General features: G+C 60.7%; 26 protein-coding genes. 9 read left to right on the top strand and 17 right to left on the bottom strand.

Going from position 1 to position 25,518, the window contains the following annotated elements; genetic code table 11:
- Nucleotides 1–57: 57 nt before the first annotated feature.
- A complete protein-coding gene (locus ACR0KM_RS09795) occupies nucleotides 58–750 on the bottom strand; it encodes a helix-turn-helix transcriptional regulator (RefSeq protein ID WP_480858903.1) in 693 nt (230 codons plus the stop codon).
- A gap of 101 nt (nucleotides 751–851) precedes the next feature.
- Here ACR0KM_RS09795 and ACR0KM_RS09790 point away from each other — a divergent pair, with 101 nt between their 5' ends.
- Complete coding sequence (locus ACR0KM_RS09790; protein WP_480858901.1) at nucleotides 852–1,037, top strand: hypothetical protein; 186 nt, start codon at nucleotides 852–854, stop codon at nucleotides 1,035–1,037.
- Here the strand turns inward: ACR0KM_RS09790 and ACR0KM_RS09785 are convergent.
- Nucleotides 1,034–1,681, bottom strand: a complete 648-nt coding sequence (locus tag ACR0KM_RS09785; RefSeq protein ID WP_480858899.1) for an RluA family pseudouridine synthase — start codon at nucleotides 1,679–1,681, stop codon at nucleotides 1,034–1,036. The genes ACR0KM_RS09790 and ACR0KM_RS09785 overlap by 4 nt on opposite strands.
- 97 nt (nucleotides 1,682–1,778) lie before the next feature.
- Here ACR0KM_RS09785 and ACR0KM_RS09780 point away from each other — a divergent pair, with 97 nt between their 5' ends.
- Both ACR0KM_RS09780 and ACR0KM_RS09775 read left to right on the top strand, forming a co-directional pair.
- Nucleotides 1,779–2,189, top strand: a complete 411-nt coding sequence (locus ACR0KM_RS09780) for a nuclear transport factor 2 family protein (RefSeq protein WP_480858895.1) — start codon at nucleotides 1,779–1,781, stop codon at nucleotides 2,187–2,189.
- A gap of 2 nt (nucleotides 2,190–2,191) precedes the next feature.
- Nucleotides 2,192–2,896 carry an SGNH/GDSL hydrolase family protein gene (locus ACR0KM_RS09775; RefSeq protein ID WP_480858893.1) on the top strand — a complete coding sequence of 235 codons (705 nt, stop codon included), beginning with the start codon at nucleotides 2,192–2,194 and terminating at the stop codon, nucleotides 2,894–2,896.
- On the opposite strand, the gene rarD is transcribed toward ACR0KM_RS09775, so the two are convergent.
- The 8 genes from rarD to ACR0KM_RS09735 form a co-directional block, all read right to left on the bottom strand.
- Complete coding sequence (gene rarD / locus ACR0KM_RS09770; protein ID WP_480825566.1) at nucleotides 2,887–3,792, bottom strand: EamA family transporter RarD; 906 nt, start codon at nucleotides 3,790–3,792, stop codon at nucleotides 2,887–2,889. The two genes, ACR0KM_RS09775 and rarD, sit on opposite strands and share 10 nt — an antisense overlap.
- 262 nt (nucleotides 3,793–4,054) lie before the next feature.
- Nucleotides 4,055–6,508 (bottom strand): GcvT family protein, encoded by a 2,454-nt coding sequence (locus tag ACR0KM_RS09765; protein WP_480858892.1) that lies wholly within the window; start codon nucleotides 6,506–6,508, stop codon nucleotides 4,055–4,057.
- Nucleotides 6,509–6,542: 34 nt separating this feature from the next.
- On the bottom strand, nucleotides 6,543–7,436 hold the full coding sequence (locus tag ACR0KM_RS09760; RefSeq protein ID WP_480858890.1) for a homocysteine S-methyltransferase family protein: 894 nt from the start codon (nucleotides 7,434–7,436) through the stop codon (nucleotides 6,543–6,545).
- An 11-nt stretch (nucleotides 7,437–7,447) separates the two neighbouring features.
- Nucleotides 7,448–8,500, bottom strand: a complete 1,053-nt coding sequence (locus ACR0KM_RS09755; protein ID WP_480858888.1) for an alcohol dehydrogenase family protein — start codon at nucleotides 8,498–8,500, stop codon at nucleotides 7,448–7,450.
- Between the two features lie 3 nt (nucleotides 8,501–8,503).
- Nucleotides 8,504–10,957, bottom strand: a complete 2,454-nt coding sequence (locus ACR0KM_RS09750) for a GcvT family protein (protein WP_480858887.1) — start codon at nucleotides 10,955–10,957, stop codon at nucleotides 8,504–8,506.
- A gap of 15 nt (nucleotides 10,958–10,972) precedes the next feature.
- The gene (locus ACR0KM_RS09745; protein WP_480825576.1) at nucleotides 10,973–11,353 is read right to left on the bottom strand and encodes a GFA family protein; all 381 of its coding nucleotides are present in this window, start codon (nucleotides 11,351–11,353) and stop codon (nucleotides 10,973–10,975) included.
- 4 nt (nucleotides 11,354–11,357) lie between these two features.
- On the bottom strand, nucleotides 11,358–11,981 hold the full coding sequence (locus ACR0KM_RS09740) for a LysE family translocator (RefSeq protein ID WP_480858885.1): 624 nt from the start codon (nucleotides 11,979–11,981) through the stop codon (nucleotides 11,358–11,360).
- Nucleotides 11,981–12,550 carry a helix-turn-helix domain-containing protein gene (locus ACR0KM_RS09735; RefSeq protein ID WP_480858884.1) on the bottom strand — a complete coding sequence of 190 codons (570 nt, stop codon included), beginning with the start codon at nucleotides 12,548–12,550 and terminating at the stop codon, nucleotides 11,981–11,983. Before ACR0KM_RS09735 ends, ACR0KM_RS09740 begins: the two co-directional genes overlap by 1 nt.
- Nucleotides 12,551–12,665: 115 nt before the next feature.
- Between ACR0KM_RS09735 and ACR0KM_RS09730 the strand changes: the two genes are divergently transcribed.
- The gene (locus ACR0KM_RS09730) at nucleotides 12,666–12,947 is read left to right on the top strand and encodes a DUF1294 domain-containing protein (protein WP_480858882.1); all 282 of its coding nucleotides are present in this window, start codon (nucleotides 12,666–12,668) and stop codon (nucleotides 12,945–12,947) included.
- 9 nt (nucleotides 12,948–12,956) lie between these two features.
- Here ACR0KM_RS09730 and ACR0KM_RS09725 read toward each other — a convergent pair whose 3' ends face one another.
- Complete coding sequence (locus ACR0KM_RS09725) at nucleotides 12,957–13,409, bottom strand: GAF domain-containing protein (RefSeq protein WP_480858880.1); 453 nt, start codon at nucleotides 13,407–13,409, stop codon at nucleotides 12,957–12,959.
- A 94-nt stretch (nucleotides 13,410–13,503) separates the two neighbouring features.
- On the bottom strand, nucleotides 13,504–14,676 hold the full coding sequence (locus ACR0KM_RS09720) for a thiolase family protein (RefSeq protein WP_480858878.1): 1,173 nt from the start codon (nucleotides 14,674–14,676) through the stop codon (nucleotides 13,504–13,506).
- Nucleotides 14,677–14,777: 101 nt separating this feature from the next.
- On the opposite strand from ACR0KM_RS09720, the gene ACR0KM_RS09715 reads away from it, so the two are divergent.
- The 3 genes from ACR0KM_RS09715 (at nucleotide 14,778) to ACR0KM_RS09705 (ending at nucleotide 17,374) form a co-directional block, all read left to right on the top strand.
- Complete coding sequence (locus ACR0KM_RS09715) at nucleotides 14,778–15,116, top strand: STAS domain-containing protein (protein ID WP_480824571.1); 339 nt, start codon at nucleotides 14,778–14,780, stop codon at nucleotides 15,114–15,116.
- 18 nt (nucleotides 15,117–15,134) lie between these two features.
- Nucleotides 15,135–15,584, top strand: a complete 450-nt coding sequence (locus ACR0KM_RS09710) for an ATP-binding protein (RefSeq protein WP_480858876.1) — start codon at nucleotides 15,135–15,137, stop codon at nucleotides 15,582–15,584.
- A gap of 212 nt (nucleotides 15,585–15,796) precedes the next feature.
- Nucleotides 15,797–17,374: a gamma-glutamyltransferase family protein gene (locus tag ACR0KM_RS09705; protein WP_480858874.1), complete on the top strand. Its 1,578-nt coding sequence runs from the start codon at nucleotides 15,797–15,799 to the stop codon at nucleotides 17,372–17,374.
- A 23-nt stretch (nucleotides 17,375–17,397) separates the two neighbouring features.
- Here ACR0KM_RS09705 and hspQ read toward each other — a convergent pair whose 3' ends face one another.
- Nucleotides 17,398–17,724, bottom strand: coding sequence for a heat shock protein HspQ (hspQ, locus tag ACR0KM_RS09700; RefSeq protein ID WP_170398818.1), 327 nt, complete (start codon nucleotides 17,722–17,724; stop codon nucleotides 17,398–17,400).
- A gap of 80 nt (nucleotides 17,725–17,804) precedes the next feature.
- On the opposite strand from hspQ, the gene ACR0KM_RS09695 reads away from it, so the two are divergent.
- On the top strand, nucleotides 17,805–18,686 hold the full coding sequence (locus ACR0KM_RS09695) for an AEC family transporter (protein WP_480858872.1): 882 nt from the start codon (nucleotides 17,805–17,807) through the stop codon (nucleotides 18,684–18,686).
- A gap of 60 nt (nucleotides 18,687–18,746) precedes the next feature.
- Nucleotides 18,747–19,328 carry a transglycosylase SLT domain-containing protein gene (locus tag ACR0KM_RS09690; protein WP_480858871.1) on the top strand — a complete coding sequence of 194 codons (582 nt, stop codon included), beginning with the start codon at nucleotides 18,747–18,749 and terminating at the stop codon, nucleotides 19,326–19,328.
- Nucleotides 19,329–19,339: 11 nt separating this feature from the next.
- On the opposite strand, the gene ACR0KM_RS09685 is transcribed toward ACR0KM_RS09690, so the two are convergent.
- From ACR0KM_RS09685 to ACR0KM_RS09670, 4 genes are all read right to left on the bottom strand, one after another.
- Nucleotides 19,340–19,936 carry a LolA family protein gene (locus ACR0KM_RS09685; protein WP_480824561.1) on the bottom strand — a complete coding sequence of 199 codons (597 nt, stop codon included), beginning with the start codon at nucleotides 19,934–19,936 and terminating at the stop codon, nucleotides 19,340–19,342.
- Nucleotides 19,937–19,975: 39 nt separating this feature from the next.
- On the bottom strand, nucleotides 19,976–22,873 hold the full coding sequence (locus ACR0KM_RS09680) for a DNA translocase FtsK (RefSeq protein ID WP_480858868.1): 2,898 nt from the start codon (nucleotides 22,871–22,873) through the stop codon (nucleotides 19,976–19,978).
- A 14-nt stretch (nucleotides 22,874–22,887) separates the two neighbouring features.
- A complete protein-coding gene (locus ACR0KM_RS09675) occupies nucleotides 22,888–24,069 on the bottom strand; it encodes an aminotransferase class I/II-fold pyridoxal phosphate-dependent enzyme (RefSeq protein ID WP_480858867.1) in 1,182 nt (393 codons plus the stop codon).
- Between the two features lie 108 nt (nucleotides 24,070–24,177).
- Nucleotides 24,178–25,506, bottom strand: coding sequence for an amidase (locus ACR0KM_RS09670; protein WP_480858865.1), 1,329 nt, complete (start codon nucleotides 25,504–25,506; stop codon nucleotides 24,178–24,180).
- Between the last annotated feature and the right edge of the window lie 12 nt (nucleotides 25,507–25,518).

The raw sequence follows: 25,518 nt of genomic DNA, 5'->3' as shown, positions 1-25,518 counted from the left end.
GCGCCGCTTGGGCCGGGGCTCAAGCAACAATCGGGTGAATTGGCAGTTACGTGCCGTTCAGTGGGCCTGCGCGGGCGCGTCCCAGCGGTTCTGTTCCTGCCAGATCGCGCGCAGCGGCTCGCCCTGCCCACAGAAGTGATCCTCGGTCAACTCACAGGCCCAGATGCGGTCGGTGCGGAAATGGCGAAAGCCGTTGCGCAGCTCGCACCACGCCGCCAGCATGGTGCATTCGATGTGATAGATCAGTGCAACGGGTCGTACCGTTCGCTCGGTCCGCTCGCCTTGGGAATTGACATAGGTGATGCGAATCTTGCGCTCGGCCCGGATCGCTTCACGGTAATTCACGACCGGCACGCAGCCCTTGGCCGGATCGTCTGCCGGTGCACCCCACGGCGCGACCTGCAGCCAATCGGCGGGCGCGCGCAAGGCTTCGATCTTGCGACAAACCCGGTCGGCGGCCTGCTGCAGCGTACTGTCACCGGTTCGCGCCAGCATCGATAGACCAACCCACAGCGCCTCGACCTCTTCGGCGTCGAAGTTCAGCGGCGGCAGGTCATACCCCCGGCGCATCAGGTATCCGACCCCTGCCTCGCCCTCGATCGGCGTGCGCTGAGCCTGAAGCGCGGCGATGTCGCGATAGACGGTCCTGACGGACACCTCCAGCTTGTCTGCCAGCGTCTCAGCCGTCACCGGCGCGGGGGCGGCGCGGAGAATCTGAATGATTTCAAACAGGCGGGTGGAACGGCGCATCAGGGTCTCCGGTATTTCTGCTGACACCTTAGCACATCCCCCTGACAAGGTGGTGTCAGGAGTGATCGGCAATTCTGGTCTCACCCGAAAGGAGGCCCATTATGCCAAGCCGAGACCATCACGTCCTGATGACCCTGCAACTGGACCGCTGGGCACAAGACCATACGCTGCGCGGGTTCGAGATCGAGCGCGAGATCATGGCCGCCCGTCAGCCCTGCGCCCCAAAACGGCGCGCCCGGCGGTTTTCGCTGGGCAATCTGAAGGTGTTCTGGACCCGAACCGCCTAGAAATCCGCCTTGGCGCGGAATTTCATTGAAACACCGCCTTCGGGGTTCTTCAGGCGCAATTCCTCCGAATGCAGCATCAGGCGCGGAAAATCCCGCGCCGCGCCATCGGCATAAAACGGGTCACCCAGAATAGGGTGGCCCAGCGCCAGCATATGCACGCGCAACTGATGAGAGCGCCCGGTTTTGGGAAACAGTCGCACACGCGTCGTCTCACCCTCGTACCTCACCACGCGCCATTCGGTGACGGCAGGTTTGCCCGTTTCATGGCACACCATCTGACGCGGGCGATTGGGCCAGTCGACGATCAGCGGCAGATCGATCGTGCCCGTCTTGTCCTCCAGCCGCCCCCAGACGCGGGCGACATAGGCCTTGCGGGTCTGACGGTTCTCGAACTGCAGCCCCAAATGCCGCTGCGCATGGGGCGTCTGGGCAAAGACCATCACGCCCGATGTATCCCGATCCAGCCGATGCACCAGCAGCGCCTGCGGAAATGCCGCCTGCACCCGTGTCAGCAGACAATCGGCCAGATGCGCCCCCCGCCCGGGCACCGACAACAGCCCCGCGGGTTTGTTCACAACGATCAGCTGCGTGTCTTCATACAGCACGTCCAGAGGCGTCTGCGGAGGATCATAGGTCTCGCTCATGCGCGCCTGCCTATCGCAGCACGCAACCTCCCGCAACGTCGTCCTTGCCTGATACGGCCGGGTTCAGCAACTGTTGCTACAACAGACAGGAGGACACATGCATCCCACGATCCAACATATGCAAGAGGTTGTCGCCAAAGGCGATGAAAGCCTGATCCACGATCTGCTGGCTGAGGACGTGCGGTTTTCACCACCAACCTACTACAGCACTTGGACCGGGCGTGCACCGGTTGCGGCGGTTCTGGGCCATGTGGGTCAGGTGTTCTCTGATTTCCGCTACCGGCGCGCGATGGGTCAAGGCAATGACTGGGCGTTGGAATTCCAATGCAAGGTGGGTGAGTTGGATGCAGTGGGCGTCGATCTGATCACCCTGAACGAAGACGGTCTGATTCAGGACTTCGAGGTGGTCATGCGCCCCTATAAGACCATTGGAGCGCTGCGCGAGGCCATGATGGCCCGCGTGATGCAAGATGCCCGGTTCCTGCAGTTCAAAGACGCGCTGAGCTGACCATGCCAATCGCTGCTGATCAACTTGTTCGCGTCCCCCTGCTGCCCGTTCTGGCCCTGCAAGGCCTGACGGTGCGCCGCAACGCGCGATTCCTGCCCGAACCCATTGGCCCACGCGAGGGGCGTGAAGGCCGTGGCCCCCGCCTACGCCTGTTGATCGCCGGAGACAGCTCAGCCGCTGGGGTCGGGGCAGGCACGCAGCAACAGGCGCTGTCGGGTCATCTGGTTCGCCGGCTGGCAAAACACAATTCCGTCGAATGGCACCTTGAGGCCACCACCGGGCACACGACGCGGGACACGCTTGATCGGCTGCAAAAACTGGACATGGAGTTTGATGCTGTCGTCACAGCACTCGGTGTGAATGACGTCACACGCGCGGTCTCAGCCCGGCAATTCGCGGCGCAGCAGGCAGAGCTGCTGACCCTACTGACCGATAGCTTCGGCGCGCGCAAAGTGATCGTGACCGGCGTGCCGCAGATGAACCGCTTCCCCGCCCTGCCCCAACCACTGGCCTGGGTGCTGGGCCAACAGGCCAAGCGGCTGGACCAAGGGTTGCAGCAGGTTGCAAGCCGCTTTCCGCAAGCGCGGCATCTGACGCTGGATTTGCCTGATGACCCGGCGCTAGCCGCCCCGGATGGCTATCATCCCAGCCCCAAAACCTACGCGCTCTGGGCTGATGAGGCCGCGCGTCTGATCACTCAGGCCTGAGACCGGATCTGCCGGATCATCGGAATTGAATAAACCACCAGACCGGCCCAGATCAGGGGAAAGGCAATCATTCTTGCACTGTCGATCTTCTCACCGAACAAGGTGACGGCGGTGATGAATATCATCGTCGGCGCGATGTATTGCAGGATGCCCATCGTTGACAGCCGCACCAGCTTGGCCCCGTTTGCATAGACCAGCAGGGGTACGGCAGTTACGATCCCTGCACCCGCCAGCAGCATGGTATCGGACACTGCGGCGCCAAAATGCCCCGTACCGGTCGCCCCCAGCCACGTCACATAGGTCAGTGCGGGAACCAGCAGGATCAAAACCTCCAGCAAGAAACCCTGATTGGGCCCGATTGGAAGCGAGCGTTTGAAGAAGGCGTAGAACCCCCAACTCACCATCAACCCCAGCGCAGCCCAAGGCAAGCTCCCTGCCTGCACCACCAGCACCAGCACACCCAAGGAAGCCAGACCAACGGCCAGCAACTGTGTCTTGGTCAAAGGCTCGCGCAAAAGAACCGCACCCAAGGCAATGCTGAACAGCGGGTTGATATAGTACCCCAGCGCCGCATCCAGTGCATTGCCGGAAGAAATCGCCCACACATAAATCGCCCAGTTCACCGAGATCAGCGCCGCAGTCAGCGCTGCCATCCCCAACATCTGCGGATTGCGCAACGCTGCCCTCAAATCAGAGGTCCGACCCAAAGCGATCAGCAACAGCCCTGCGACGGGCACGGACCAAATGACCCGATGCGCCACGATCTCGACCGGGCCGATATGCGCCATGGCTTTCATGTAAAGCGGAAGGAACCCCCATAGCACATAAGCCGTCACAGCAAGAGCCAACCCCTTGGGTGAATCCGTGTTCCGATCAGAAACGTCGCGTGCAGTCATAGGCCTCTCCAAGGGCAGCGCCTCTGTCTAGGGCAATGCCGTCCTTCGGGAAACCTCGAATTCTGTTAGATCGAGCATCACATATTCTGATACTATAAGTCATCAACCAGCGCCCAGACCCATGGCATGTCTTTTGCGAGGCTCTACCTCGCGCTCCGGGATATTTAGAGCCAGATGAAGAAAGGGTCCCATGCTTCATCTGGCCAAAAATATCCCGGGGGAGCCGCCCAAAGGGCGGCGGGGGCAGAGCCCCCAACGGTTTTCAGATTTTCACGCGCTCTGATTTGGGGTCATACATCGGTTTCAAAGAGGCCTCGGCCCTGACCTTCACACCGCAGACATCAATTTCGTAAGTAGAGGCCAGAACATCCGCAGCGCTCTCACCTGCGCATGGCACATATCCCATGCCAATCGCACCACCAAGCGTGTGGCCGTAGTTCCCCGAGCTCAGATACCCCACATATTCGCCATCCCGAACGATCGGTTCGTTGTGGAACAATAATGGTTCGGGATCGGTCAGGCGGAATTGCACCAGCCGATTTTGCGGGCCACTTTCCTTGCGAGCGATCACCGCTTCTCGGCCAATAAAATCACATCCCTTGTCCGGTTTCACCGCAAAGCCCAGCCCGGCGTCGACTACATGATCCTCACAGGTGATGTCGTGGCCGAAATGACGGAAGCCCTTCTCGATCCGGCAGCTATCCATCATGTGCATGCCACACAGCTTAAGCCCCAAATCCTGTCCCGCCTCAAACAGCGTTTCGAACACGTGGCCTGCCATGTCCGATGAGACGTAAATCTCCCACCCAAGTTCGCCCACATAAGTCACGCGGTGAGCGCGGGCCAGACCCATGCCAATCTCGATCTCCTGCGCTGTGCCAAACGGGTTGGTCTCGTTCGAGAAATCGTTGGGCGAGACCTTCTGCAGCAGACTGCGCGCGTTCGGTCCCATCACGGCCAGAACGCCTTCGCCTGCGGTGACGTCAGTGATCACCACGTTGAACCCGCCCGCATGGCGCATCATCCAGGTCTGGTCGGCCTGCCGCGTGGCGGCGGGCGTGACCATCAGATAGGCGATCTCGGACAGGCGGGTGACGGTGACGTCGGCCTCAATCCCGCCATTGCGGTTCAGGAATTGGGTGTAGACGATCTTGCCGTTTGGCACCGCATAGTCACCACCCCCGACATAGTTCATGAACCTCTCGGCATCGGGACCTTCAACGCGGATTTTGCCAAAGGATGACATATCATACATGCCCACATTTTCGCGCACGGCGCGGTGTTCGGCGGCTGAGTTTTCGAACCAGTTCTGGCGCTTCCAGCTATATTGGTATTCCCGTTCCTGCCCTTTATCGGCGAACCAGTTGGCGCGCTCCCATCCGGCCAGTTCGCCGAAAACAGCGCCTTGTTCCTTCAGGTGGTGGTGGAATGGCGTGCGGCGTACCCCGCGTGCGGTGGCTTTCTGGCGATAGGGGTAGTGATCAGCATAGAGCAGACCCAAAGTCTCTTTCGAGCGCTCGTACAGATATTGCCTGTTGCCCTGAAACGGCTGCATCCGGCTGATGTCCACATCCCCCAGATCGAACGGCTTCTCGCCACTCTCCATCCACTCGGCCAGCGCCATGCCTGCGCCACCGGCGGACTGGATACCGATCGAGTTGAACCCGGCGGCGACCCAGTAATTGTCCATCTCAGGCGCTAGGCCCAGATGATAGGCATCATCGGGTGTGAAGCTTTCGGGACCGTTGAAGAAGGTGTGAATCCCCGCCTCGGCCAGCATCGGCATGCGGTTGACGGCGGCTTCGAGGATAGGTTCGAAATGGTCGAAATCCTCGGGCAATTGATCAAACTCGAAGCTGTCAGGGATTCCATTCATCGCCCAGGGCTTGGCATTTGGTTCAAATGCGCCCAGCAGGATTTTGCCTGCGTCTTCTTTGTAATAGGCGCATTCATCCGGCACGCGCAGTACAGGCATTTGTGCCAGTCCTTCAATGCCTTCTGTGACAATGTAAAAATGCTCGCAGGCATGCAGCGGGACGTTCACGCCCGCCATCCGGCCAACTTCGTGACCCCACATGCCGGCGCAGTTGACGACCATGTCGCAGGCGATATGACCCTGCGCCTGCCCGTCGTCGCTGATCCAGCCGACACCGCTGACGTTCCGGCCCTGCCGCGAAATCCCCGAAACCTTCACGCGTTCGCGGATGACAGCCCCACGCTGACGGGCGCCTTTGGCAAGCGCCAGCGCAATATTGGCGGGATCAGCTTGCCCATCCGTTGGCAACCACACGCCGCCGGTTACGCCTTGAAGATTGATGTGCGCGTAGCGTTCTTTGACTTCTGCTGGCGACAGTTCCTCGACCGGCACGCCAAAGGCACGCGCCATCGCGGCGTTTCGGTACAGCTCCTCCAGGCGCTCATTGGTCAGCGCGACCGAGACGGACCCGACCTGACGCAGCCCCGTGGCCACGCCGGTCTCTTCCTCCAACCCCAGATACAGTTCCGCTGAATACCGCGCCAGCTTTGTCATGTTCGAGGACGCGCGTAGTTGCCCGATCAGCCCGGCCGCATGCCACGTGGTGCCGCTGGTGAGTTGCTTGCGCTCCAGCAGTACAACGTCTGTCCAGCCTTTCTTGGTCAGATGATACGCAACCGAGCAGCCTATGACGCCGCCGCCGATGATGACCACGCGGGCCTTGGTGGGAAGATCAACCATCTGGGTGCCTTTTCCTGTCTTTCAGAGTTTGGTGTCAGACGATCCGGTGACCGGCGTCGCGAAGATGATGTGCCAGCTGGGCGATATGCTCGGGGCCAACCTCACAGCAGCCGCCCACGATTGTGGCTCCCTGTTCGACCCAGCCCATGGCGTGTTTGGCATAGGCTTCAGGTCCAAGATCGCCGCGCTGCTTCAGGGCGTCGACGGTTGGGGCCTCTTCCAGAAACCCGTCGGTGATCCCGGTGAAACCGTTGGCATAGGCCCCAAAGGGCACGCCCATCGGGGCCAGAATGTCCAACGCCGCCGGGATCGCTTCGGGGCGTGAGCAGTTGATCAGCACAGCCTCGGGGCAGAACCGTTCGAGCATAAGGGCAATGTCGCGCAGCGGCTCGCCCGAGCGAAGCCGCGTGCCGTCGTCATCCTTGACCGAAAAGCCGATCCAGACGGGTTTGCCGTGCCCTTCGGTGCCCCGCAGCGCGCCTTCGGCTTCCTGCAACGACGACACGGTTTCGATCAGGAACAGGTCCACTCGATCCGCCATCATTGCGGCAAGTTCGCCGAACTTTTCGGCGGCCTCGTCCGGGTCGGGGTTCAGATCGGGGCGGTAGGTGGCCAGCAACGGACCCAGCGCCCCCGCGATGCGGCCCCCGTTGGTTGCGCGTGCCCGTTCGGCCTCGGACAGCGCGGCATCGACGAGGGCAGGCAGTTGATCCTCGATCCCTTCGCGCACAAGGCGCGAGCGATGGATGGCATAGGTATTCGTGGTCGCGACCGTCGCTCCGGCGCGAAAATAGGCGTCATGGACTTCGGCCAGAATGGCGGGCTTGTCGATCATCACGCGGGTGGACCAAAGCGGCGTCGGCCGGTCGCCGCTGCGCTTGACCAGTTCCTGCCCGATTGAGCCATCCAGAAGTGTGATGTCAGCCATAGTCGTCGTCCTTAAGGGATCAGCACCAGTTTTCCCGGTAGTGTTTTCGACTGAAAGTCCTCTTGCGCCTGCGCAATGTCTTTCAGCGGATATGTCTTTGAGATCAGAGGTTTGATCCGACCCGCGTTCATCAGATCGACCAGCCGGCCAAAGACCTCGAACGCCTGATGGGTGCAGCCGTGGATGGTGATGTCGCGCAGGTAGATGTCGCGCAGATCGGCCTGAACCATCGGCCCGGCAATGGCACCCGAGACGGCGTAGTGCCCACCGGGTTTCAGCGCCAGAATCAGGCCGGGCCACGCGGGGCCGCCCACGACATCGATCACCACGTCGAACATATCCTTGGGCAAGGGCGCGTTGCGGTCGAACGTGTCGCTAGCCCCCTGGCCTTTGACCACATCCGCTTTGGTCGTGCTCGTGACGCCGTAGACATGCGCGCCCCGGATCGCGGCCAGTTGCACGGCGGCAAGGCCGACACCACCCGACGCGCCGGTGATCAGAACCTTGTGGCCTGCGGTCACGCCCGCGCGGGTCAGCAGATTTTCCGCCGTCCCAAAGGCGCAGGGAATAGCGGCGATTTCGACGTCGGACAGCGGCGAGGCCGAGACATCGTAGAGATCAGCCGCCTCGACAAGACAATATTGCGCGAAGGCCCCGTCAATCTCGGACCCCAGCGCGATGAAGCCTGTCGGATTTCCGGGCCGGGGGCGTGGCAGGTTGATCGGACACGTCACGCGCTGACCCGGTTGGAAGCCAGTCTCGGGGCCTGCCGCCTCGACAATGCCACACAGGTCACCACCCTGAATGCGGGGGAAGTAGAGCGCACCGCCCCAGCCACCTGCGTCCACGTCCTTATCAACCGCATCGGTCGCGCTGGTCACGTCCGAGGAATACCAGCCTACGCGCGTGTTGATATCGGTGTTGTTCACCCCAGCCGCCGCGACCCGGACGAGAACCTGACCGGGTCCGGGGCTTGGGACCGGGATATCCTCGCGCCACTCCAGCGCATCCGGCCCGCCGTGGCGGGTCAGATAGATACCTTGCATGACGCTTGGAACGCCCATTGATCAGGCCCGTAACCGCTCGTTGGCCGGGTCCCATAGCGGTTGATCTTCTTGCACCACGGCGGGGTATTTCTGGCCGTAGATTTCGACCTCCAACGCAGTGCCGGGGTTGGCCAGCTCGGCCTTGACCATGCCCAACGCGATGGATTTTCCGACACGGTACCCCCATGCGCCCGAGGTCGTCTCGCCCACGATCTGATCACCCTGCCAGATACAGGACATATAGGGCGCGTCGCAGTCACCGGCCTCAACCGTCAGAGTGACGAAAGATTTCTTAACGCCCTGCTGCTTTTCGTTCAGGATCGCCGCCTTGCCGGGGAAGTCCTGCGGCTTGTCCAGCTTGACGAACCGCTCCAACCCGCCTTCCAGCAGCGAGTAGTCGGTGGACAGGTCACCCTTCCACGCGCGGTATCCCTTTTCGATGCGCAGCGAGTTCAGGGCATACATTCCGAACGGCTTGGCACCAGCTTCGAGGATCGCATCATAGATGGCGGGCATGTCCGCGTTCTCGGCGTGGACCTCCCACCCAAGCTCTCCGGCGAAGGACACGCGCAAAAGTGCCACCCATCCGCCCTTGATCTCGCTTTCCTGAAAGCTGAGCCATGGCAGGCTCAGGTCGGCATCGCAGACCTTGGCCAGAACCTCGCGCGATTTGGGGCCGGTCACGATCAGCGTGTCCATCCGCGTGGTCCAGTCTTCCAGCGTAAAGGCGGCATCGGCAGGCATGTGGCGTTCAAGCCATTCCCGGTCATGCCATTGGGCGGTCGCCGCTGTTACCAGTACGAACAGGTCTTCTGCTTCGCGGGTTACGGACATCTCGGTCAGGATGCGGCCGCGATCATCCGAGAAATAGACCAGCCCGACGCGACCAATCTTGGGCAATGACCCGGTCACAAGCCCACGCAGCCATTCGTCCGCGCCGGGCCCTTGGATTTTGAACCGCGAAAAACCCGGCAGGTCGAGCACGCCACAATGATCGCGAACCGCCTCGCATTCTTCCTTGATCCGCTGCTCCCACGGGCCCGAGCGACCCCAGGTATGCGTCGCCTCAAGCGAGGTATCGTCGCCCGGTTGGGCAAACCAGTTGGCGCGCTCCCAGCCGTTATAGGCCCCCATGACACCGCCCAGTTCCTTGACCTTGGCGTGGACGGGAGAGAGTTTCTTGTTGCGCGCCGCAGGCCATTCATGATGGGGGAAGTGCATGGCGTATTCGTTGCCGTAAACCTCCATGCCCTTCTGGTTGCAGTAGTCCTGATCGGTGTAGTCGGTGTAGCGACGCGGATCGACGGCCCACATATCCCACTCGGTATGGCCATCGACGATCCATTCGGCCAGCACTTTGCCTGCACCACCGCCTTGCGCGATGCCAAAGGTAAAGCTGTGCGCTTCGAACGCGTTTTTCACGCCGGGCATCGGGCCGATCAGCGGCAGACCATCCGGCGCATAGGGGATCGGACCGTTGATCACCCGACCCACGCCCGAGGTCGCCATCAGCGGCACCCGCTCCATCGCGTCGGTGACGATGTCTTCGATCCGGTCCAGATCGTCGTTCCACAGCTGGAAGCTGAAATCCTCGGGCATCGGATCGTCTTCGGTCATCCAATGGCCCTTGCAGTTGGGCTCGTAAGGCCCAAGGTTGAAGCCGTTCTTTTCCTGCCGCAGGTAGTACGAGATATCCACGTCGCGCAGCAGAGGCAGCTTGCCACCGTTTTCCTTTGACCACGCCTCGACCTCTGGCACTTCATCGGTCAGCAGGTATTGGTGGCTCATGACCATTGCCGGAACGGTGCGCCCGCCGTAGGGTTTGAACATCTCACCCACGCGCTGCGCGTAGTACCCGGCGGCGTTGACCACGTAATCACAAGCAATGTCGCCCTGATCGGTGTGTACGGTCCAGGTGCCATCGTCATGCTGGGTCACGTTGGTCGCCGGGCAGAAACGGATGATCTTCTGACCCATGTCCCGCGCGCCTTTTGCAAGCGCCTGCGTCAGTTGAGCAGGGTCTATATCCCCATCAGTCGGGTCGTAGAGCACGCCCTCAAGATCATGGGTTTCAAGGAACGGATAGCGCTCTTTCGCCTGTTCGGGGGTCCACATCTCCATCGGGATGCCCTGATAGCGGCCCATGGACAGGGCGCGCTCAAACTCCTGCATCCTCTCTTTGCTGTGCGCCAGCCGGATCGAGCCCGAGACATGATAGTTCATCGGGTAATCAACCTCATCCGCCAGACGCGAATACAGCTCGGTCGAATAGCGCTGCATGTTCATGATCGCCCATGAGGTCGAAAATGTCGGCACGTTCCCCGCCGCGTGCCATGTCGAGCCGGCCGTCAGCTCGTTCTTTTCCAGCAGAACGCAATCGGTCCAGCCCTTCTTGGCCAGATGATACAGGGATGAGCAGCCGACGACGCCGCCGCCGATGATGACCACGCGGGCCTTGGTTGGAAAGTCACTCATGCGCTTGGGTCCCCGCTAATGCGCCCGTTGGGGCAGATCGTCCTGAATGTCATAGTAATCGCCCTTGTCGGCGACAAAGATGTGCTGGGCGAGCCTCAGCCCCGTCGGTTCGTCCAGTGACCCAACCGAAACTGCGATCGTATCTTCGTCATTATGCTGCCAGAACAGGAACGAGCCACATGCGCTGCAAAAACCGCGCTTTGCGATGTCCGAGGCGCGGTACCAACCCAGCGTTTCGCTGGAGGTAAAGTTAAGGTTATCCTCATGCGTCACACATGACGCCCACAGATGGCCCGATTGCCTGCGGCACTGGCCACAATGGCAGGCATTGGGTGGGGCGAGGTCTCCGTCGATGGTGAACGCAACCTTGCCGCACAGGCAGGATCCTTTGTGCATGTCGTTACCCTCTTGCTGCGGGCGTGGTGCTGGTGCCCAGCAATACGCCGTAGATAATGAAACAGGTCGCCATCACGCGACGGACCCAGATGTTGAACACGGCCCCCAATGCTGCCCTGCCCATCAGCGCACCCAAGAGGGTGAAACCGGTGTAGCTGAGCGTCGTGATGACCAGCGCGGTGGGCATGATGATCCCCATCTGCTGCCAGACCGGCGCGTCGGGTTGCACGAACTGCGAAAACGCCGCGAGATACCCGGCGACGCTTTTGGGATTGATGGTCGCCACGGCCAGCGCATGCAGATAGATGTGCCTTGCGGGGCGTTCAGACGCGGGCGCGGGCTTGCTGGCGTTCATCCAGCCGCGGACCCCCATCCAGATCAGGAATCCCGCCCCGACCAGTTTGGCGATGAAAAACCCGGTGGGCGAAGCCGCGATCAGCGCCGTGATGCCCAGCCCCGACAGGATCAGGAAGGCACTGGCCTGCGTCAGGATTGCCAGCACGCCCAGCATGGCCTTGGGAAACGGCAGGCTCATCCCGTTTGAGATGCAATTGACAGCATTCGGCCCCGGCGTGGTGACGAACACCACCCAGAACAGTGCGAATATGGTCCAGGCCTCGAAACTCATCAGTAAACCGGCGGGGCAATGACCCAGACGGCCACGGCGGGCTCATCATAGGGGTTGGACCAAAGATGGCTTTCATTCCGAATGCGGAAACTGTCTCCGGGACCAACAGTGAACGAACGATCCCCAATCGTCAGGTCGAGCCTGCCGGACAGCATATAGCCCACCTCTTGCGTTGGACGCAGGGTCGGCGTGTTCAGACGGGATCCGGGTTGGAACGTCGAATGGACGACTTCAAAGTCGTCGGTCAGATCGGGTGAGAGCAGTTCCTCGATCAGACCTTCCTCACCGGACCCCATCTTCCGACGGGACCCCGCGCGAACGATGAGGCCCTGTTCGTCAGCAGGGGTAGCAGATTGGCCAAACAGCATGGACATGGGCACGTTGAGGCATTTGGCAATCTGCCTCAAATCCGAGATCGACGGTTCTGACTTGTCCCGCTCGACCTGACTGAGCCAGCCGACCGAGCGGTCCAGTTCTGCCGCGATCTCGGTCAGTGTCAGCCCGCGCGCCTTACGCAGGGCGCGCAGATCAGCTCCGAGCGAGGCGCTATGGGAGACATGGCTGTTCAAGGCGTGCTCCGGTTGCGTGAAAATATCGTCTCGAATTTCACGGTGCCTCGAATCGATGAAATTTCCAAGCATTTTTTCACTTGGGTGCAGGAAGCAAGTTGGTTATGCAGGCCGAATGTGGATCGCGGTCATCTATCTCTGGGGGCTCAACGTCTTGACTTTGCTGGCTTTTGGCTGGGACAAACTGCGCGCGCGCCGCAGGAAGCGCCGCATACCCGAGTACCGGTTATTGTGGCTGGCCGCCCTTGGCGGTAGCCCCGGTGCGGTGCTGGGGCGCTGGATTTTCGCGCACAAGACACGCAAGCGCCGGTTTGGGGTCTGGCTGTTTGCGATTATGGGGCTGCAGGCTGCTCTGGTCTACCTGATCCTGTCAAAAGGCCTTGGTGTCGGGCTTTGACAGATACGCTCAGCGCGCAAAAACAGTCGCCAGAATCGCCGTGAGCGCGCTGGCGTCCTCATCCGTAAACGCATCGGGCTGATCGCTGTCGATGTCGAACACCGCGATAACCTCGCCTGCTGCGTTGCGCACCGGCAGGACCAGTTCAGAGCGCGTGGACGAGGCGCAGGCGATGTGACCTGGGAACGCCTCGACATCCGGGACGAGTTGTATCTCACCCGTGCGTGCTGCCGCGCCACAGACGCCTCGGCTGAACGGAATCACGAGGCAGCCGTGGCCGCCCTGATATGGGCCGATCTTTAGCAGTTCCGGTTCTGTAACACGGTAGAATCCCGTCCAGTCGAAGCGGTCATCTGAATGATGCACCTCGCAGGTGACCGTAGCCATCAGGGCGATCGGGTCGGTTTCCCCCTCGGTCAGGGCGGCGATGGTTTTGGCGAGCGTGGTGTAATCGGCGGTCATGGCGGTGCTTCTTTGAACAGGGGCAAGGGGGCGCTGCCCCCTCTTGAGCCTATGGCTCAATTCACCCCCGGAGTATTTCGAAAAAGATGAAGGGTCAAACGCGTTCGATGGCGATGGCGGTGCCTTCGCCGCCACCGATGCAAATCGCAGCGATACCCCGTCTGAGGTTTCGTTTTTCCAGCGCGTTCAGCAGTGTCACCATGATGCGCGCGCCGGAGGCTCCGATCGGGTGGCCCAGCGCGCAGGCTCCGCCGTTGACGTTGACCTTGTCACGCGGCAGGCCCATTTCGCGCATGAAGGCCATTGGGACCACGGCGAAGGCCTCGTTCACCTCCCACAGATCGACATCTTCCGTCGACCACCCCAGACGGTCGAGCAGCTTTTGCGCGGCGGGCACCGGCGCGGTGGTGAAAAGGCCCGGCGCCTGCGCATGGCTGGCATGGCCCAGAATGCGCGCGCGGACTGTCAGACCCTGCGCTTCGGCCGCATCGGCGGAGGCCAGAACCAGTGCGGCAGCCCCGTCCGAGATGGAGGAGGAATTGGCCGCCGTCACTGTCCCGTCTTTGCGGAACGCCGGTTTGAGGGTCGGGATTTTCTCGGGCCGGGCTGATTTTGGCTGCTCGTCAGACTGCAAAACCACCTCGCCCTTACGCGTCTGGATCGTGACAGGGGTGATTTCAAGATCGAACGCGTCGCTGTCTTGCGCCGCCAGCGCGTTCGAGAGCGATTTCAGGGCGTATTCATCCTGCGCCTCGCGGGTAAACTGGTAGGATTCGGCGCAGTCTTCGGCAAAGGTGCCCATCAAGCGGCCTTTGTCATAGGCGTCCTCGAGCCCGTCCAAAAACATGTGATCCACAACTTGTCCGTGACCGATCCGCGCCCCGCCGCGCATCTTGGGCAGCAGGTAAGGGGCGTTCGTCATGCTCTCCATCCCACCCGCAATCATGGTGTTGGCCTGCCCCAACGCGATCTGGTCGAACGCCATCATCGCCGCCTTCATCCCCGAACCACACATCTTGTTGAGCGTCGTGGCGGGCACCTCTTCGCCAAGACCTGCGGCAAAACCGGCCTGACGCGCCGGGGCCTGACCCTGCCCCGCAGGCAGAACACAGCCCATCAGCACCTCATCCGCGGTGCTTAAACCCGCGCCCTGCAACGCGGCCCGGATCGCGGTACCGCCCAGTTCCGCAGCGGGGACGCCATCGAACATGCCCTGAAACCCGCCCATCGGCGTTCGCGCGGCCCCTGCGATCACAACTTCTTTCATCTAACGCCTCCCTGAGATTTTCGACCCTTGGATACCGAATGGTAAGAATTGCCGTCTAGCGTATTTCTACGATCTTATCGCAATGCAAAGGGCGGTTGACCATGGGGCTGAGCAGCAGCACGACCGGCAATACTCAGGTGATCTCGGTCCATTGCGACCGCATTGATGCGGCAATGGCGATTCAATTCAAGGAAGACATGCGCGCGCAGACGCAGTCGGACGCCCCAAGGGTGGTTCTGGACCTCTCCTCGGTCGAGTTCATCGATTCCAGCGGTCTGGGGGCGATCGTGGCCTCGATGAAGCAGCTTGGACAAGGGCGGCGGCTGGATCTGGCGGGACTGCATCCGATTGTCGAAAAAGTGTTCCGTCTGACCCGCATGGACACGGTCTTTCGTCTGTTTGCATCGCTGGAAGACGCGATGGCTGAAGGCTCCGATTGACCTGTGGGAGGGGACGGCGTGGCCTCGGAACGTGAACAGGGCTGCCTGGATGTCAGCTTTCTAGCCACAGAAACGCAGGCCAGTCGGGGGATCGCCACGCTTTGCGCACGACTGGCGGCACATGGCTTGCCAAAAGATCGGGCAGATGAAGTCAAGATCGCATTGGCCGAAGCGATCAATAACGTGGTGGAGCATGCCTATGCCGGAATTGCGCCAGCAGACATTCAGGTCGATTGCAGGCTCTGCCAGAATCGGCTGGTCATCCGGATCGCTGATACCGGCAAGCCGATGCCCGATCTGAAACCGCCCGAAGGGATACCCGCATCGGTGAACACCACAGTTCAGAACCTGCCTGAAGGCGGGTTCGGCTGGTTCCTGATCCAGCAACTCGCCAGCGAGATACACTATGAGCGGAAGGGCGGCAGCAACCTGTTGCTGTTGCGTTTTGACTTTAAGGATGCGCCATGATGCGCACGAAATGGTCACAATAACGCCGCGATCGAACCATTGTCGCGCCGCAAACAAAGGTCAAAAACAAGGGGTAGCTCAGATAGCTTCCCTCGGCGCCTAACCTCACAGCCCCCACCCAGTGAATGGCGCCGAGGACCTCCTCTCTCTGATATGATTGGACAATTTCCGACTGCCGCGTAGTGTTTGCGTGTTTGCAGAAGGAAAGACCCATGCGCGATTTTCACTACGCTGGCCGATCAGAGGTTCTGGCGACCGAAGGGATGTGTGCAACCTCTCATCCACTGGCGGCCAAGGTGGCGTTGGACATCCTGCAGCGCGGCGGCAACGCAATGGATGCCGCGATCGCGGGCGCGGTGCTTTTGGGTATTTGCGAACCGCAGATGACGGGTTTGGGCGGAGATTGTTTTGTTCTGTACAACCGAGCGGGAGAGCATACTGCACGGGCACTAAACGGATCTGGCAGGGCACCCATGGGCGCGACAGCGCAGGCCCTGCGGGATCGGGGGCTGACCGTGATGCCGCTGGACCGTCCCGATGCGGTTACGCTGCCCGGCGCGGTGGACGCTTTCTGCCATCTGGCACAGACCGAAGGGCGGATCGGGATCGAAGCGATTCTGGAACCGGCAATCCACTATGCTGAAACCGGCGTTCCCGTGGCCCCGCGCGTGGCTTTTGACTGGAAAAACGGAGCTGCAACGCTGACAGGTGCAGCGCAGCGGCATTATCTGAACGACGGCAAACCGCTGACAACCGGACAGGTATTTCGCGCACCAGGGCAGGCGGAGGTTCTGCGCCGCATCGCCAAACACGGGCGCGAGGCCTTTTATTCAGGCGAGGTTGCCGAAGATATGCTGAACGCCCTGACCGACCGCGGCGGTGTTCATACGATTGAAGATTTCGAAGCCGTTCAATGCGAGGAGACCACACCCCTTTGCGGTAGCTATGGCGGGTTTGAGCTGGTCGAGCATCCGCCGAACGGGCAAGGTGCAACCGCCATCCTGCTTCTTAACATCCTGAAACACTTCGATCTGGCGGCCCTGCCCCCCGACGGCGCGCAGCGCATACATATAGAAGCCGAAGCGAGCAAACTGGCCTATGATGCCCGTAACCGCTTTATTGCCGACCCCGATCATACTGACCGAATGGCGCATTTTCTGGCCCCCGAAACGGCGGCCAAGCTTGCGTCGCTGATCAAGCTGGACCGCGCCCTGCCCGCCGCCGCGCCGCTGACTGAAACCGTTCACAAAGACACGGTTTATATCACTGTCGTTGATCGGGATCGCATGGCCGTGTCTCTGATCTACTCGATTTATCATGGTTTCGGATCAGGTATCGCATCCGAGAAATTCGGTATCTTGCTGCAAAATCGCGGTGCCGGCTTTACGCTGGAACGGGGGCATCCGAACGAGTTGGGCGGTGGCAAGCGTCCGATGCACACTATCATCCCCGGTCTTTTACGACAGAATGGGCGGGTTCTCATGCCGTTCGGCGTCATGGGAGGAGCTTATCAACCCACAGGCCATGCCAGGTTGATTTCGAACCTGTCGGACTATGAATTGGGGCTGCAGGCGGCAGTTGATATGCCGCGTGCGTTTGCAGATGGTGGAGTGCTGAAGCTCGAACGTGGTTATTCGGACGCGACCTGCGAACAATTGGCCGATCTCGGGCACATTATCGAAACCCCGGAAACTCCGCTCGGAGGCGCGCAAGCCATTCGAATCCTTGAGACCGGAATTCTGGAAGGCGCCAGTGATCCGCGCAAGGACGGATGCGCGCTTGGCTACTAAGTCTAGACGCCGCGCGGCGGAGTTCAGTTCAGCTGGAAATGCAGCGGATAGGATCCGTCCTGAAACGGACCAAACATATTCGGGATGTCAGGGTGGTCCACCGGTTCTCCGGATTGGTCCTCAACCAGATTTTGTTCAGAAACATAAGCCACATAGAAGGATTGATCATTCTCTGCCAGCAGATGGTAGAACGGTTGATCCTTCAGCGGACGGCTGTCTTCCGGGATGGCCTGATACCATTCCTCAGAGTTCGAAAATTCCGGATCGACATCAAAAATCACCCCGCGAAACGGGTGTCTACGATGTCGAACCACCTGTCCCAGGCGGTACTTGGCTTGTGTCTTTAGCATTGTTTCAGCCCCCAAAGAGGTTACTACATCGTTTCGGGCGCAAAAGCCAATCATTGAACTGAAATTCGGGGAAACAGTCTGTGAACCTTCTACTGACAGTGTTCGAAATCGTGGCCCCTGTGTTCCTTTTGTCAGGCATTGGTTTTGTCTGGGTAAAGCTGGGATTCGAATACCGGCTGGAGTTCGTTACCCGCCTTGCGGTGACGTTGGCAGTGCCCAGCCTGATCTTCGTGGCGCTGATGCAGACCGATATTCCGGGCGGAGAGCTGACGATGTTCACACTCGCCGCCATCGCATCGCATGTTGCGCTTGCGGGCGTGTTCTGGGTTTTCGTCCGTGTCACCGGGATGGAGCAACGCACCTATCTGGCCCCGCTGATCTTTGGCAATACCGGCAATCTAGGTCTGCCCCTCTGCATCTTTGCCTTTGGTCAGGCAGGACTGGGTTATGCGGTGATTTTCCTTGCTGTGACCGCGCTCTTTTCATTCACCTACGGAATCTATCTTGTCGCCGGACGCGGTGCTTTTGGCAGGGTCCTGCGCGAGCCGATGGTCTGGGGCACTCTCTTGGGGGCCCTGTTCCTATGGCGCGGATGGGAAACGCCGCTGTTCTTGACAAATACGCTGGATCTACTGGGACAGATGGCCGTGCCGTTGATGTTGATTACCGTTGGCGTCGCGATTGCCCGCCTGACCACACAGAAATTGCGACAGGCCATTTGGCTGTCACTGCTGAAACTATCCGTCTGCTTTGGGCTGGGCTGGGTCATTGCGGCAGGTTTCGAGTTGGGGCCGATCGCGTTCGGGGTGCTCGTTCTACAGATGTGCACGCCGGTTGCGGTTACCTCTTACCTGCTGGCCGAACGATTCGAGGCGGATGCAGATGCTGTGGCCGGGATGGTCATGGTCTCAACCGTTCTGTCCGTCGCCGCACTGCCTATAATTCTAGCGATTATTCTGTAGCGATTGTGATTCCATCGACGCTCAATCTGCGTTAGAATAAAGAAAAAAGGCACGAGGCACATGAGCAGAATTCTTTTCGTACTCTTCGGGGTGCTGCTTTTGGCATCCTGTGGCGGTGGTGGTAAGCAACCGCCCAGCAGACTGAATGACGCGTGCAGCATTGCGCGTGAGAAACCGGATTACATCAAAGCCTTCAAAAGCACCGAGCGGAAATGGGGCGTCCCCGTTCACGTTCAGATGGCCACGATTTATCAGGAAAGCCGCTATCGCCATGACGCGCGCACGCCACACAAGTACGTTCTGGGCGTCATTCCGATGGGTCGTCAAAGCAGCGCCTATGGATACGGTCAGGCGCTGGACGGCACTTGGGAAGAATATCAGCGCGAGACCGGCAAGCGCCGGGCCAAGCGGGATCGCATCCGCGATGCGTCCGATTTCATCGGCTGGTACATGAACAAAAGCTACGAGCGGAACGGCATTCACCCCAGCGACACACGCAATCAGTATCTGGCTTATCACGAAGGCCACACTGGCTTTGCGCGCGGCAGCTACAACAGCAAATCATGGCTGCTCAACGTGGCAAGCGATGTCGACTCACGGGCTCAGCTATATCAGGCGCAATTGGCCAATTGCCGCTATTGATGCCGGTCGGGTCAGCGGTTGTCTGACCCGATTCTGGTCTTGCTGGAAAACACGCGCTGATCGAGATCACCAGTATCGGCCAGCGGTCCCAACAGGACAGTCGTTTGACTGCCCGCATTGTCGTGAATCACCCATTTACGCAGCTCAACCGGATTTGCGGTAAACATCAGCTCGATCCGACCGCTTTCCGGGTTCTTCGGGTCCTGAGCCGTCACGACCGTTGCCGTTCCGTCAAAGTCGTGACCAACCACCATATTGGCCTGCCCCAGATTGACGTTACGCGCCAGCACCAACGACAACGGCGTGCGTTTGAGCGGGTATTGTTCAGGCGGTTGGTTTGATTTGGGATCAAATATCTGCACGGTTCCAGCCCGTGCCAGCACAACTGCGCTATTGGGCGGGTCATATTCGAACCGCATCTTTCCCGGTCGCTGCAACCACAGCTTTCCGGTGCTTAGCGAGCCATCATCATTCACCTGGGTGAACGTGGTCTGAACCGTTTTCAACTGGTTCAGATAGTTCGAAATCTGTGACAATGGCAGCTTCTCAGCCGCCCATGCGGCGGGTGCCGCCAGTGTCAGAGCAAGGGCAAAAGCAATCTGTTTCATGAGACCCAGATAAGCGCTCTGCCCTTGTTATTAAATATCCTATTGCTCGGGGACGAGGATTTCGCGTTTGCCCACGTGATTTGCCCCGGAAACAACGCCTTCGTCCTCCATCTGCTCAACCAGCCGGGCGGCTTTGTTGTAGCCGATGGCAAGTTTCCGCTGAATGTATGAGGTCGAGCATTTGCGATCCTTGATCACAATCGCCACCGCCTGATCGTACAGAGCATCCTCACCATTGGTGTTGCCACCGGTATTCAGACCCAGAACGGCGTCGATATTATCGGCCTTTTCCTCGGCCGGGCCATCGACCACACCGCTCATGTAGTCCGGCGGTCCGAACTGTTTGAGGTGGTTGACGATTTCTTCGACCTCTTCATCCGAAACGAATGGCCCGTGGCAACGGGTGATCTTGGCACCTCCCGCCATATAGAGCATGTCGCCCTGCCCCAGCAGTTGCTCGGCGCCCATCTCGCCCAGAATGGTGCGGCTGTCGACTTTCGACGTCACCTGGAACGAGATCCGGGTCGGGAAGTTCGCCTTGATCGTGCCGGTGATCACGTCAACCGATGGGCGCTGCGTAGCCATGATCAGGTGAATACCCGAAGCCCGCGCCATCTGCGCCAGCCTTTGAATACAGGCCTCGATTTCCTTGCCCGCGACCATCATCAGGTCGGCCATCTCGTCAACGATGACGACGATATAAGGCATCGACTCGGGCGCGAATTCCTCGGTCTCGAACATCGGCTCACCGGTTTCATCGTCGAATCCGGTCTGGACCGTGCGGCTGAACATCTCGCCCTTGGCCAGCGCATCTTTCACGCGGCCATTGTAGCCCGCGATGTTGCGCACGCCCATTTTGGACATCTTGCGATAGCGGTCTTCCATCTCGCCCACGACCCATTTCAAAGCGACAACCGCCTTTTTCGGGTCGGTCACAACAGGCGAGAGTAGATGGGGGATGCCGTCATAGACGGACAGCTCCAGCATTTTGGGGTCGATCATAATCAGGCGGCATTCGTCCGGCGTCAGCTTATACAGCAGCGACAGGATCATCGTGTTGATCGCCACCGATTTACCGGACCCCGTGGTCCCCGCGATCAGCAGGTGAGGCATTTTCGCAAGGTTCGCCACAACGGACTCACCCCCGATATCCTTGCCCAAGGCCAGCGGCAGCGCATGGTTGCCATCGCCGAAATCGCGGCTGGCAAGGATTTCGCGCAGCACCACCATCTCGCGGTTTTCATTGGGCAGTTCGATGCCGATGACCGAACGCCCCGGCAGGGTCGAAACCCGCGCCGAAAGCGCGGACATGGACCGCGCGATGTCGTCGGCCAGACCAATCACACGGCTGGCCTTCAGACCCGGCGCGGGTTCCAGTTCATACATGGTCACCACGGGACCCGGTCGAACGCTGACGATCTCACCCTTCACACCATAGTCGTCCAGCACGTTTTCCAGCATCCGCGCGTTTTCTTCCAACGCCTCATCACTGAGGTGATGGCGCTGAATGCTGGCCGGGTTGGACAGCAGACCCAGCGGGGGCAGTTCGAAATCGGAATGCTTGTCTTCGAATGACAACGCGGGCTGCGCCTCGGCCTGTGCCCGGCGCGAAGGAGGGGGTGCGCGGCGCACGGGCTGAGCAACAACCGGTTTGCGCGGCTCGGCGACGGGGATCTTCATGGCCTGACGCGGTTGCGGGGCAGGCTCCTCGAACACAGCCTCGTCGTCATAGTCAGGCTCGGCATAATCAGCGTCAGCTACATAGTCCTGCTGCATCTGCCAATCCGCCTGGGGGCTCGCGGTCAGCGGCGGCTCAGACGGCAGCATCGACGAGGTCACCGGCGGCTCTGGCGGCAACTCATCTGCCGCGCCCGCATTCAGGATCAACGGGTCAGGCCCACGTCCGCGCCCCTTGGTCAGCGGCAGGTTCGGATCAGGCTCGGGGGCCATCTCTCCGGCGGCAACCTTGCGGTTGCGCACCGCAGCCGAGATTTTGGACCGGATGCGATCCTCTTTGGGCATGTCATAGTAGCCCTCGACCGCGACGGGATCGATCAGTTCGGGCTCGGGCATCGGGTCGGGGCGACGGATCAACGAGGGCATCCGCGCCAGAAGGCCAAGTTTTGGCTCGGGCTCAGGGTTTTCCAACGCGGGTTCTTCGAAGATCGGGTCGGCATAGGCCAGATCATCGTCAAATTCGGCTTGCAGTGGCACATCGCGCTCGGCGCGACGTTCGGCCCATTGCGCCCGACGATCCCGCGCCGCCTGCGCGGTCGCCGAAGCGCCCCGGCCCAAAGCGTTCATCAACAGATCATAGGCCATGACGAGGCCCAGCAGGAAGGCGCGGAACCCCTTGCGCACGTCCGCTTTGGTAAAGCCCAGCACAAACACGCCCAGCGCCAGCATTCCAACCGCCATCGCCAGCGACATCAGCTTGACCAGAAAATGCGACGAGATCGGCAGCAGCGTCAGCAATGCCCCCATCACAGTGTCGCCAAACAGGCCGCCCAGCCCATAGCTATGCGTTGCGCGCCACTCGGTTCCGGGCACCAAGGTCGCGGCATAAACTGCCAAAACGGCGATCCAGATCGGAGCGAAAATCAGGCGGGCAATCGCACGGTCCTCGCCGAAATGACCAGCGAAACGCACACCCCATGTGACCAGAACCAGCGCCAGACCAAAGCTGCCCCAGCCCACGATCATGAACAACGGCGCAGCGATCGAGGCACCTACGCGTCCCATCCAGTTCTGTACGGCTGCGTCGGTCGACACCATCCAGTTCGGATCGTCCGGCGTATAGGACCAGACCATCGCGGCAGAAGCTAGGCCCAACAGGATCAGGGCGATCCCGATGAGTTCCTTGCTGCGCCGCTCGATCGCGGCCTGAGTCGTGCTGTCCAGTAACGGATCGCGGTTGCGCGCGTTCAATGATGCCATTTTGCCCTCGTACCTCACGAATAGATGCAGTCGCGGAGCGTGATCAGCCCGCGCTTCATCTCTGTTTTTGGGGCCACCATGGCGACCCGGATAAATTGCTCGCCCGGGTTTTGCCCCGGATCACCTTGAGAAAGATACGCCCCCGGCAGAACCCGAACCCCGGTCTCTTGCCAAAGCTTCAATGCCGTTTCTTCGCCGTTTTCGACTGGCAGCCACAGGAAGAACCCGGCCTCGGGGGGCATATAGCCCTGCACGCCTGCGAAAACCTCATCCGCGATGGCGTATTTTTCCTGATAAAGCGCGCGGTTTTCCTGCACATGCGCCTCATCCGCCCAAACCTTGGCGGCGGCGGCCTGCAAGGGTGCGGGCAGCGGCGCACCCGCATAGCTGCGCAGCAGTTTGACCCGGCTGATCGTCTCGGGCCCGCCTGCGATCAGGCCTGACCGCAACCCAGCCAGATTTGAACGCTTGGACAGCGAGTTGAACAGCGTCACGCGCTCGGGGTCCGCGCCCAGTTCCTGCGCAACGGTCAGCGCACCGACCGGGGCCGTATCGCGATAGATCTCGGAATAGCATTCATCCGTAAAGATGCGGAAATCGTATTTCTCGGCCAATTGGATCAGTTCAGCCCAGTAGTCGCGCGAGGCGACCGCCCCCTGCGGGTTCGCGGGCGAACAGATATAGGCCACGGCGGTGCGGTTCAGCACCTCTTCGGGCAGGCCCGCATAATCCGGCAGATGGCCGGTCGCAGCGGTCGCGGGCACAAAATAGGGCTGCGCCTGAACCGAGATCGAGGCGACCATATAGACCTGATAAAACGGGTTCGGGCATAGGATGATCGGCTGCTGGCCGTTCTTCTGCTCGGGGCACAGCGCCATTGCGGCATTGTAAAGCCCCTCGCGCGTGCCGTTCAGCGCCATCACATTGGTGTCCGCATCCATCGACACGCCATAGCGGCGGTTGACCCAGTCCGCGATTGCCCCGCGCAGCGCGGGCGAGCCTTCGTTCGGGGGATAACCCTGAAAGCCTGCGGCGTTTTCCATGATCACGTCGGTCACCCAAGACGGGAAATCGTGCTTAGGCTCGCCAATGGTCATGTGAACGACATCACCGCCCGGCTGATGGTGATCCAACAGGGCGCGCAGACGCGGGAATGCATAGTCCGGTAGGTTCGAAAACCGCTCGGGGAAATTCATGATACTGCCTCAATATCGGGGTCATTTTTCGCCCCGTTTCTTGGCAGATTACAGATCGTGCCCTGCTTCGTCCAGACAAAGAGGTTCCGAATCAGGGGATTGTGGCATTCAGGTCAAAGCGGCCTCGGCTGCTGATCCCACCCGCAACAGCGCCTCTTCCGACCCCGGATAGCTCAGCATCATCAGCCCACAGCCGGGTGTGCCCGTGGGCAGGGTCAGCGCCGCCAATCCCATCAGGTTGCCGATCCGTGTGTTGCGCAAGGACAAGAGATTCTCGGTGATATAGTAGTCATGATCGTTCATCAGCCGGTCCAGATTGGGCGGCAGGATCGGGGCCGTCGGTGCAAGCACCGCGTCAAACCCGGCGGTTGCAGCATCCCATGCCTGCCGGCAGGCGGTCAGTTTCGACCATGCGGCCACGTAATCGGGCCCCGAGAACCCCTTGCCCATGCGGAACCGTTCGAGGATTTCAGGATACATCGCCTCGGGGTTCGCCTCGATCACGTCGCGCCACAGTCCATAGGCTTCGGTCGTATAGAGCGCGCCTGTCAAGCGCATCGCGTCGTTCAGCTCGGGCACTTCAAGCGGGACAATCTCGGCTCCGGCTTCTTTCAGACGGGCCAGCGCATCGTCATAGGCTTTGGCCGGAGCCTCGCGCAGATCGTCCTTGACCACGTTCTGCAGGTCGGCAAAGCGGCGGCCTTTCAGGGACACCCCGCGCAGATCAGCCGGGGTTTTGCCTTCAAGTGCGGCCAGCATATGCGCGGCGTCCTCGACCGACCGCGCCAGAGGTCCGACTGTATCGAATTTCAGGCACAGCGGCACGACGCCCTCAAGACTGACGCGCCCTGCCGTGGTTTTCAGGCCCACCAGATCGTTCCACGCCGACGGAATCCGCACGGACCCGCCGGTGTCGGACCCAATACCACAGGCCGCAAGCCCCCACGCGACCGAGGCCCCGGCCCCCGAGGAAGAACCCCCGGGCACCGCGTCTTCGTCATTCACACAAGGCGGCGTCGCCGTGATCGGGTTCAGGCCCAGACCAGAGAACGCCAATTCGCTCATGTGCGTCTTACCCAGACAGACCGTGCCCATGGCGGTTGCGTTGCGCAGGACCTTTGCATCAGCCTCGGGCACGCGGCCTTTCAGCAGGGCCGAGCCCGCCTCGGTGCCGATACCGGCTGTATCGAACAGGTCTTTCCAACTGATCGGAACGCCATCCAGCAAGGACCGGCGCAAGCCAAGCTTGGCGCGCTCTTGGGCTGCTTGGGCCTCGGCACGGGCGCGTTCATGGGTGACGCGGGCGTAGATGCGATCCCGATGCGGGTGGGCGTCGATGGCGCTCAGGTATGTCTCGGTCAACTCGACCGGATCGATCTGCCCCATTCCGATGCCACGGCCCAAATCACAGGCCGTCATGGTCAGCCAGTCTTGCATCCTGCCCACTCC

The sequence above is a fragment of the Ruegeria sp. G10 genome, from assembly GCF_056533645.1.
This window is presented reverse-complemented; position numbering and strand designations above follow the sequence as displayed.

Bases quoted from the DNA above. Each gene is read 5' to 3' on its own strand.
- ACR0KM_RS09745 (WP_480825576.1), bottom strand. From the start codon at position 11,353: ATGCACAAAGGATCCTGCCTGTGCGGCAAGGTTGCGTTCACCATCGAC.
- ACR0KM_RS09680 (WP_480858868.1), bottom strand. From the start codon at position 22,873: ATGGCATCATTGAACGCGCGCAACCGCGATCCGTTACTGGACAGCACG.
- ACR0KM_RS09670 (WP_480858865.1), bottom strand. From the start codon at position 25,506: ATGCAAGACTGGCTGACCATGACGGCCTGTGATTTGGGCCGTGGCATC.
- rarD (WP_480825566.1), bottom strand. From the start codon at position 3,792: ATGACTGCACGCGACGTTTCTGATCGGAACACGGATTCACCCAAGGGG.
- ACR0KM_RS09685 (WP_480824561.1), bottom strand. From the start codon at position 19,936: ATGAAACAGATTGCTTTTGCCCTTGCTCTGACACTGGCGGCACCCGCC.
- ACR0KM_RS09755 (WP_480858888.1), bottom strand. From the start codon at position 8,500: ATGGGCGTTCCAAGCGTCATGCAAGGTATCTATCTGACCCGCCACGGC.
- ACR0KM_RS09795 (WP_480858903.1), bottom strand. From the start codon at position 750: ATGCGCCGTTCCACCCGCCTGTTTGAAATCATTCAGATTCTCCGCGCC.
- ACR0KM_RS09715 (WP_480824571.1), top strand. From the start codon at position 14,778: ATGGGGCTGAGCAGCAGCACGACCGGCAATACTCAGGTGATCTCGGTC.
- ACR0KM_RS09725 (WP_480858880.1), bottom strand. From the start codon at position 13,409: ATGACCGCCGATTACACCACGCTCGCCAAAACCATCGCCGCCCTGACC.
- ACR0KM_RS09780 (WP_480858895.1), top strand. From the start codon at position 1,779: ATGCATCCCACGATCCAACATATGCAAGAGGTTGTCGCCAAAGGCGAT.
- ACR0KM_RS09790 (WP_480858901.1), top strand. From the start codon at position 852: ATGCCAAGCCGAGACCATCACGTCCTGATGACCCTGCAACTGGACCGC.
- ACR0KM_RS09760 (WP_480858890.1), bottom strand. From the start codon at position 7,436: ATGGCTGACATCACACTTCTGGATGGCTCAATCGGGCAGGAACTGGTC.
- ACR0KM_RS09740 (WP_480858885.1), bottom strand. From the start codon at position 11,981: ATGAGTTTCGAGGCCTGGACCATATTCGCACTGTTCTGGGTGGTGTTC.
- ACR0KM_RS09730 (WP_480858882.1), top strand. From the start codon at position 12,666: ATGTGGATCGCGGTCATCTATCTCTGGGGGCTCAACGTCTTGACTTTG.
- ACR0KM_RS09750 (WP_480858887.1), bottom strand. From the start codon at position 10,957: ATGAGTGACTTTCCAACCAAGGCCCGCGTGGTCATCATCGGCGGCGGC.
- ACR0KM_RS09675 (WP_480858867.1), bottom strand. From the start codon at position 24,069: ATGAATTTCCCCGAGCGGTTTTCGAACCTACCGGACTATGCATTCCCG.
- hspQ (WP_170398818.1), bottom strand. From the start codon at position 17,724: ATGCTAAAGACACAAGCCAAGTACCGCCTGGGACAGGTGGTTCGACAT.
- ACR0KM_RS09690 (WP_480858871.1), top strand. From the start codon at position 18,747: ATGAGCAGAATTCTTTTCGTACTCTTCGGGGTGCTGCTTTTGGCATCC.
- ACR0KM_RS09765 (WP_480858892.1), bottom strand. From the start codon at position 6,508: ATGGTTGATCTTCCCACCAAGGCCCGCGTGGTCATCATCGGCGGCGGC.
- ACR0KM_RS09720 (WP_480858878.1), bottom strand. From the start codon at position 14,676: ATGAAAGAAGTTGTGATCGCAGGGGCCGCGCGAACGCCGATGGGCGGG.
- ACR0KM_RS09785 (WP_480858899.1), bottom strand. From the start codon at position 1,681: ATGAGCGAGACCTATGATCCTCCGCAGACGCCTCTGGACGTGCTGTAT.
- ACR0KM_RS09775 (WP_480858893.1), top strand. From the start codon at position 2,192: ATGCCAATCGCTGCTGATCAACTTGTTCGCGTCCCCCTGCTGCCCGTT.
- ACR0KM_RS09705 (WP_480858874.1), top strand. From the start codon at position 15,797: ATGCGCGATTTTCACTACGCTGGCCGATCAGAGGTTCTGGCGACCGAA.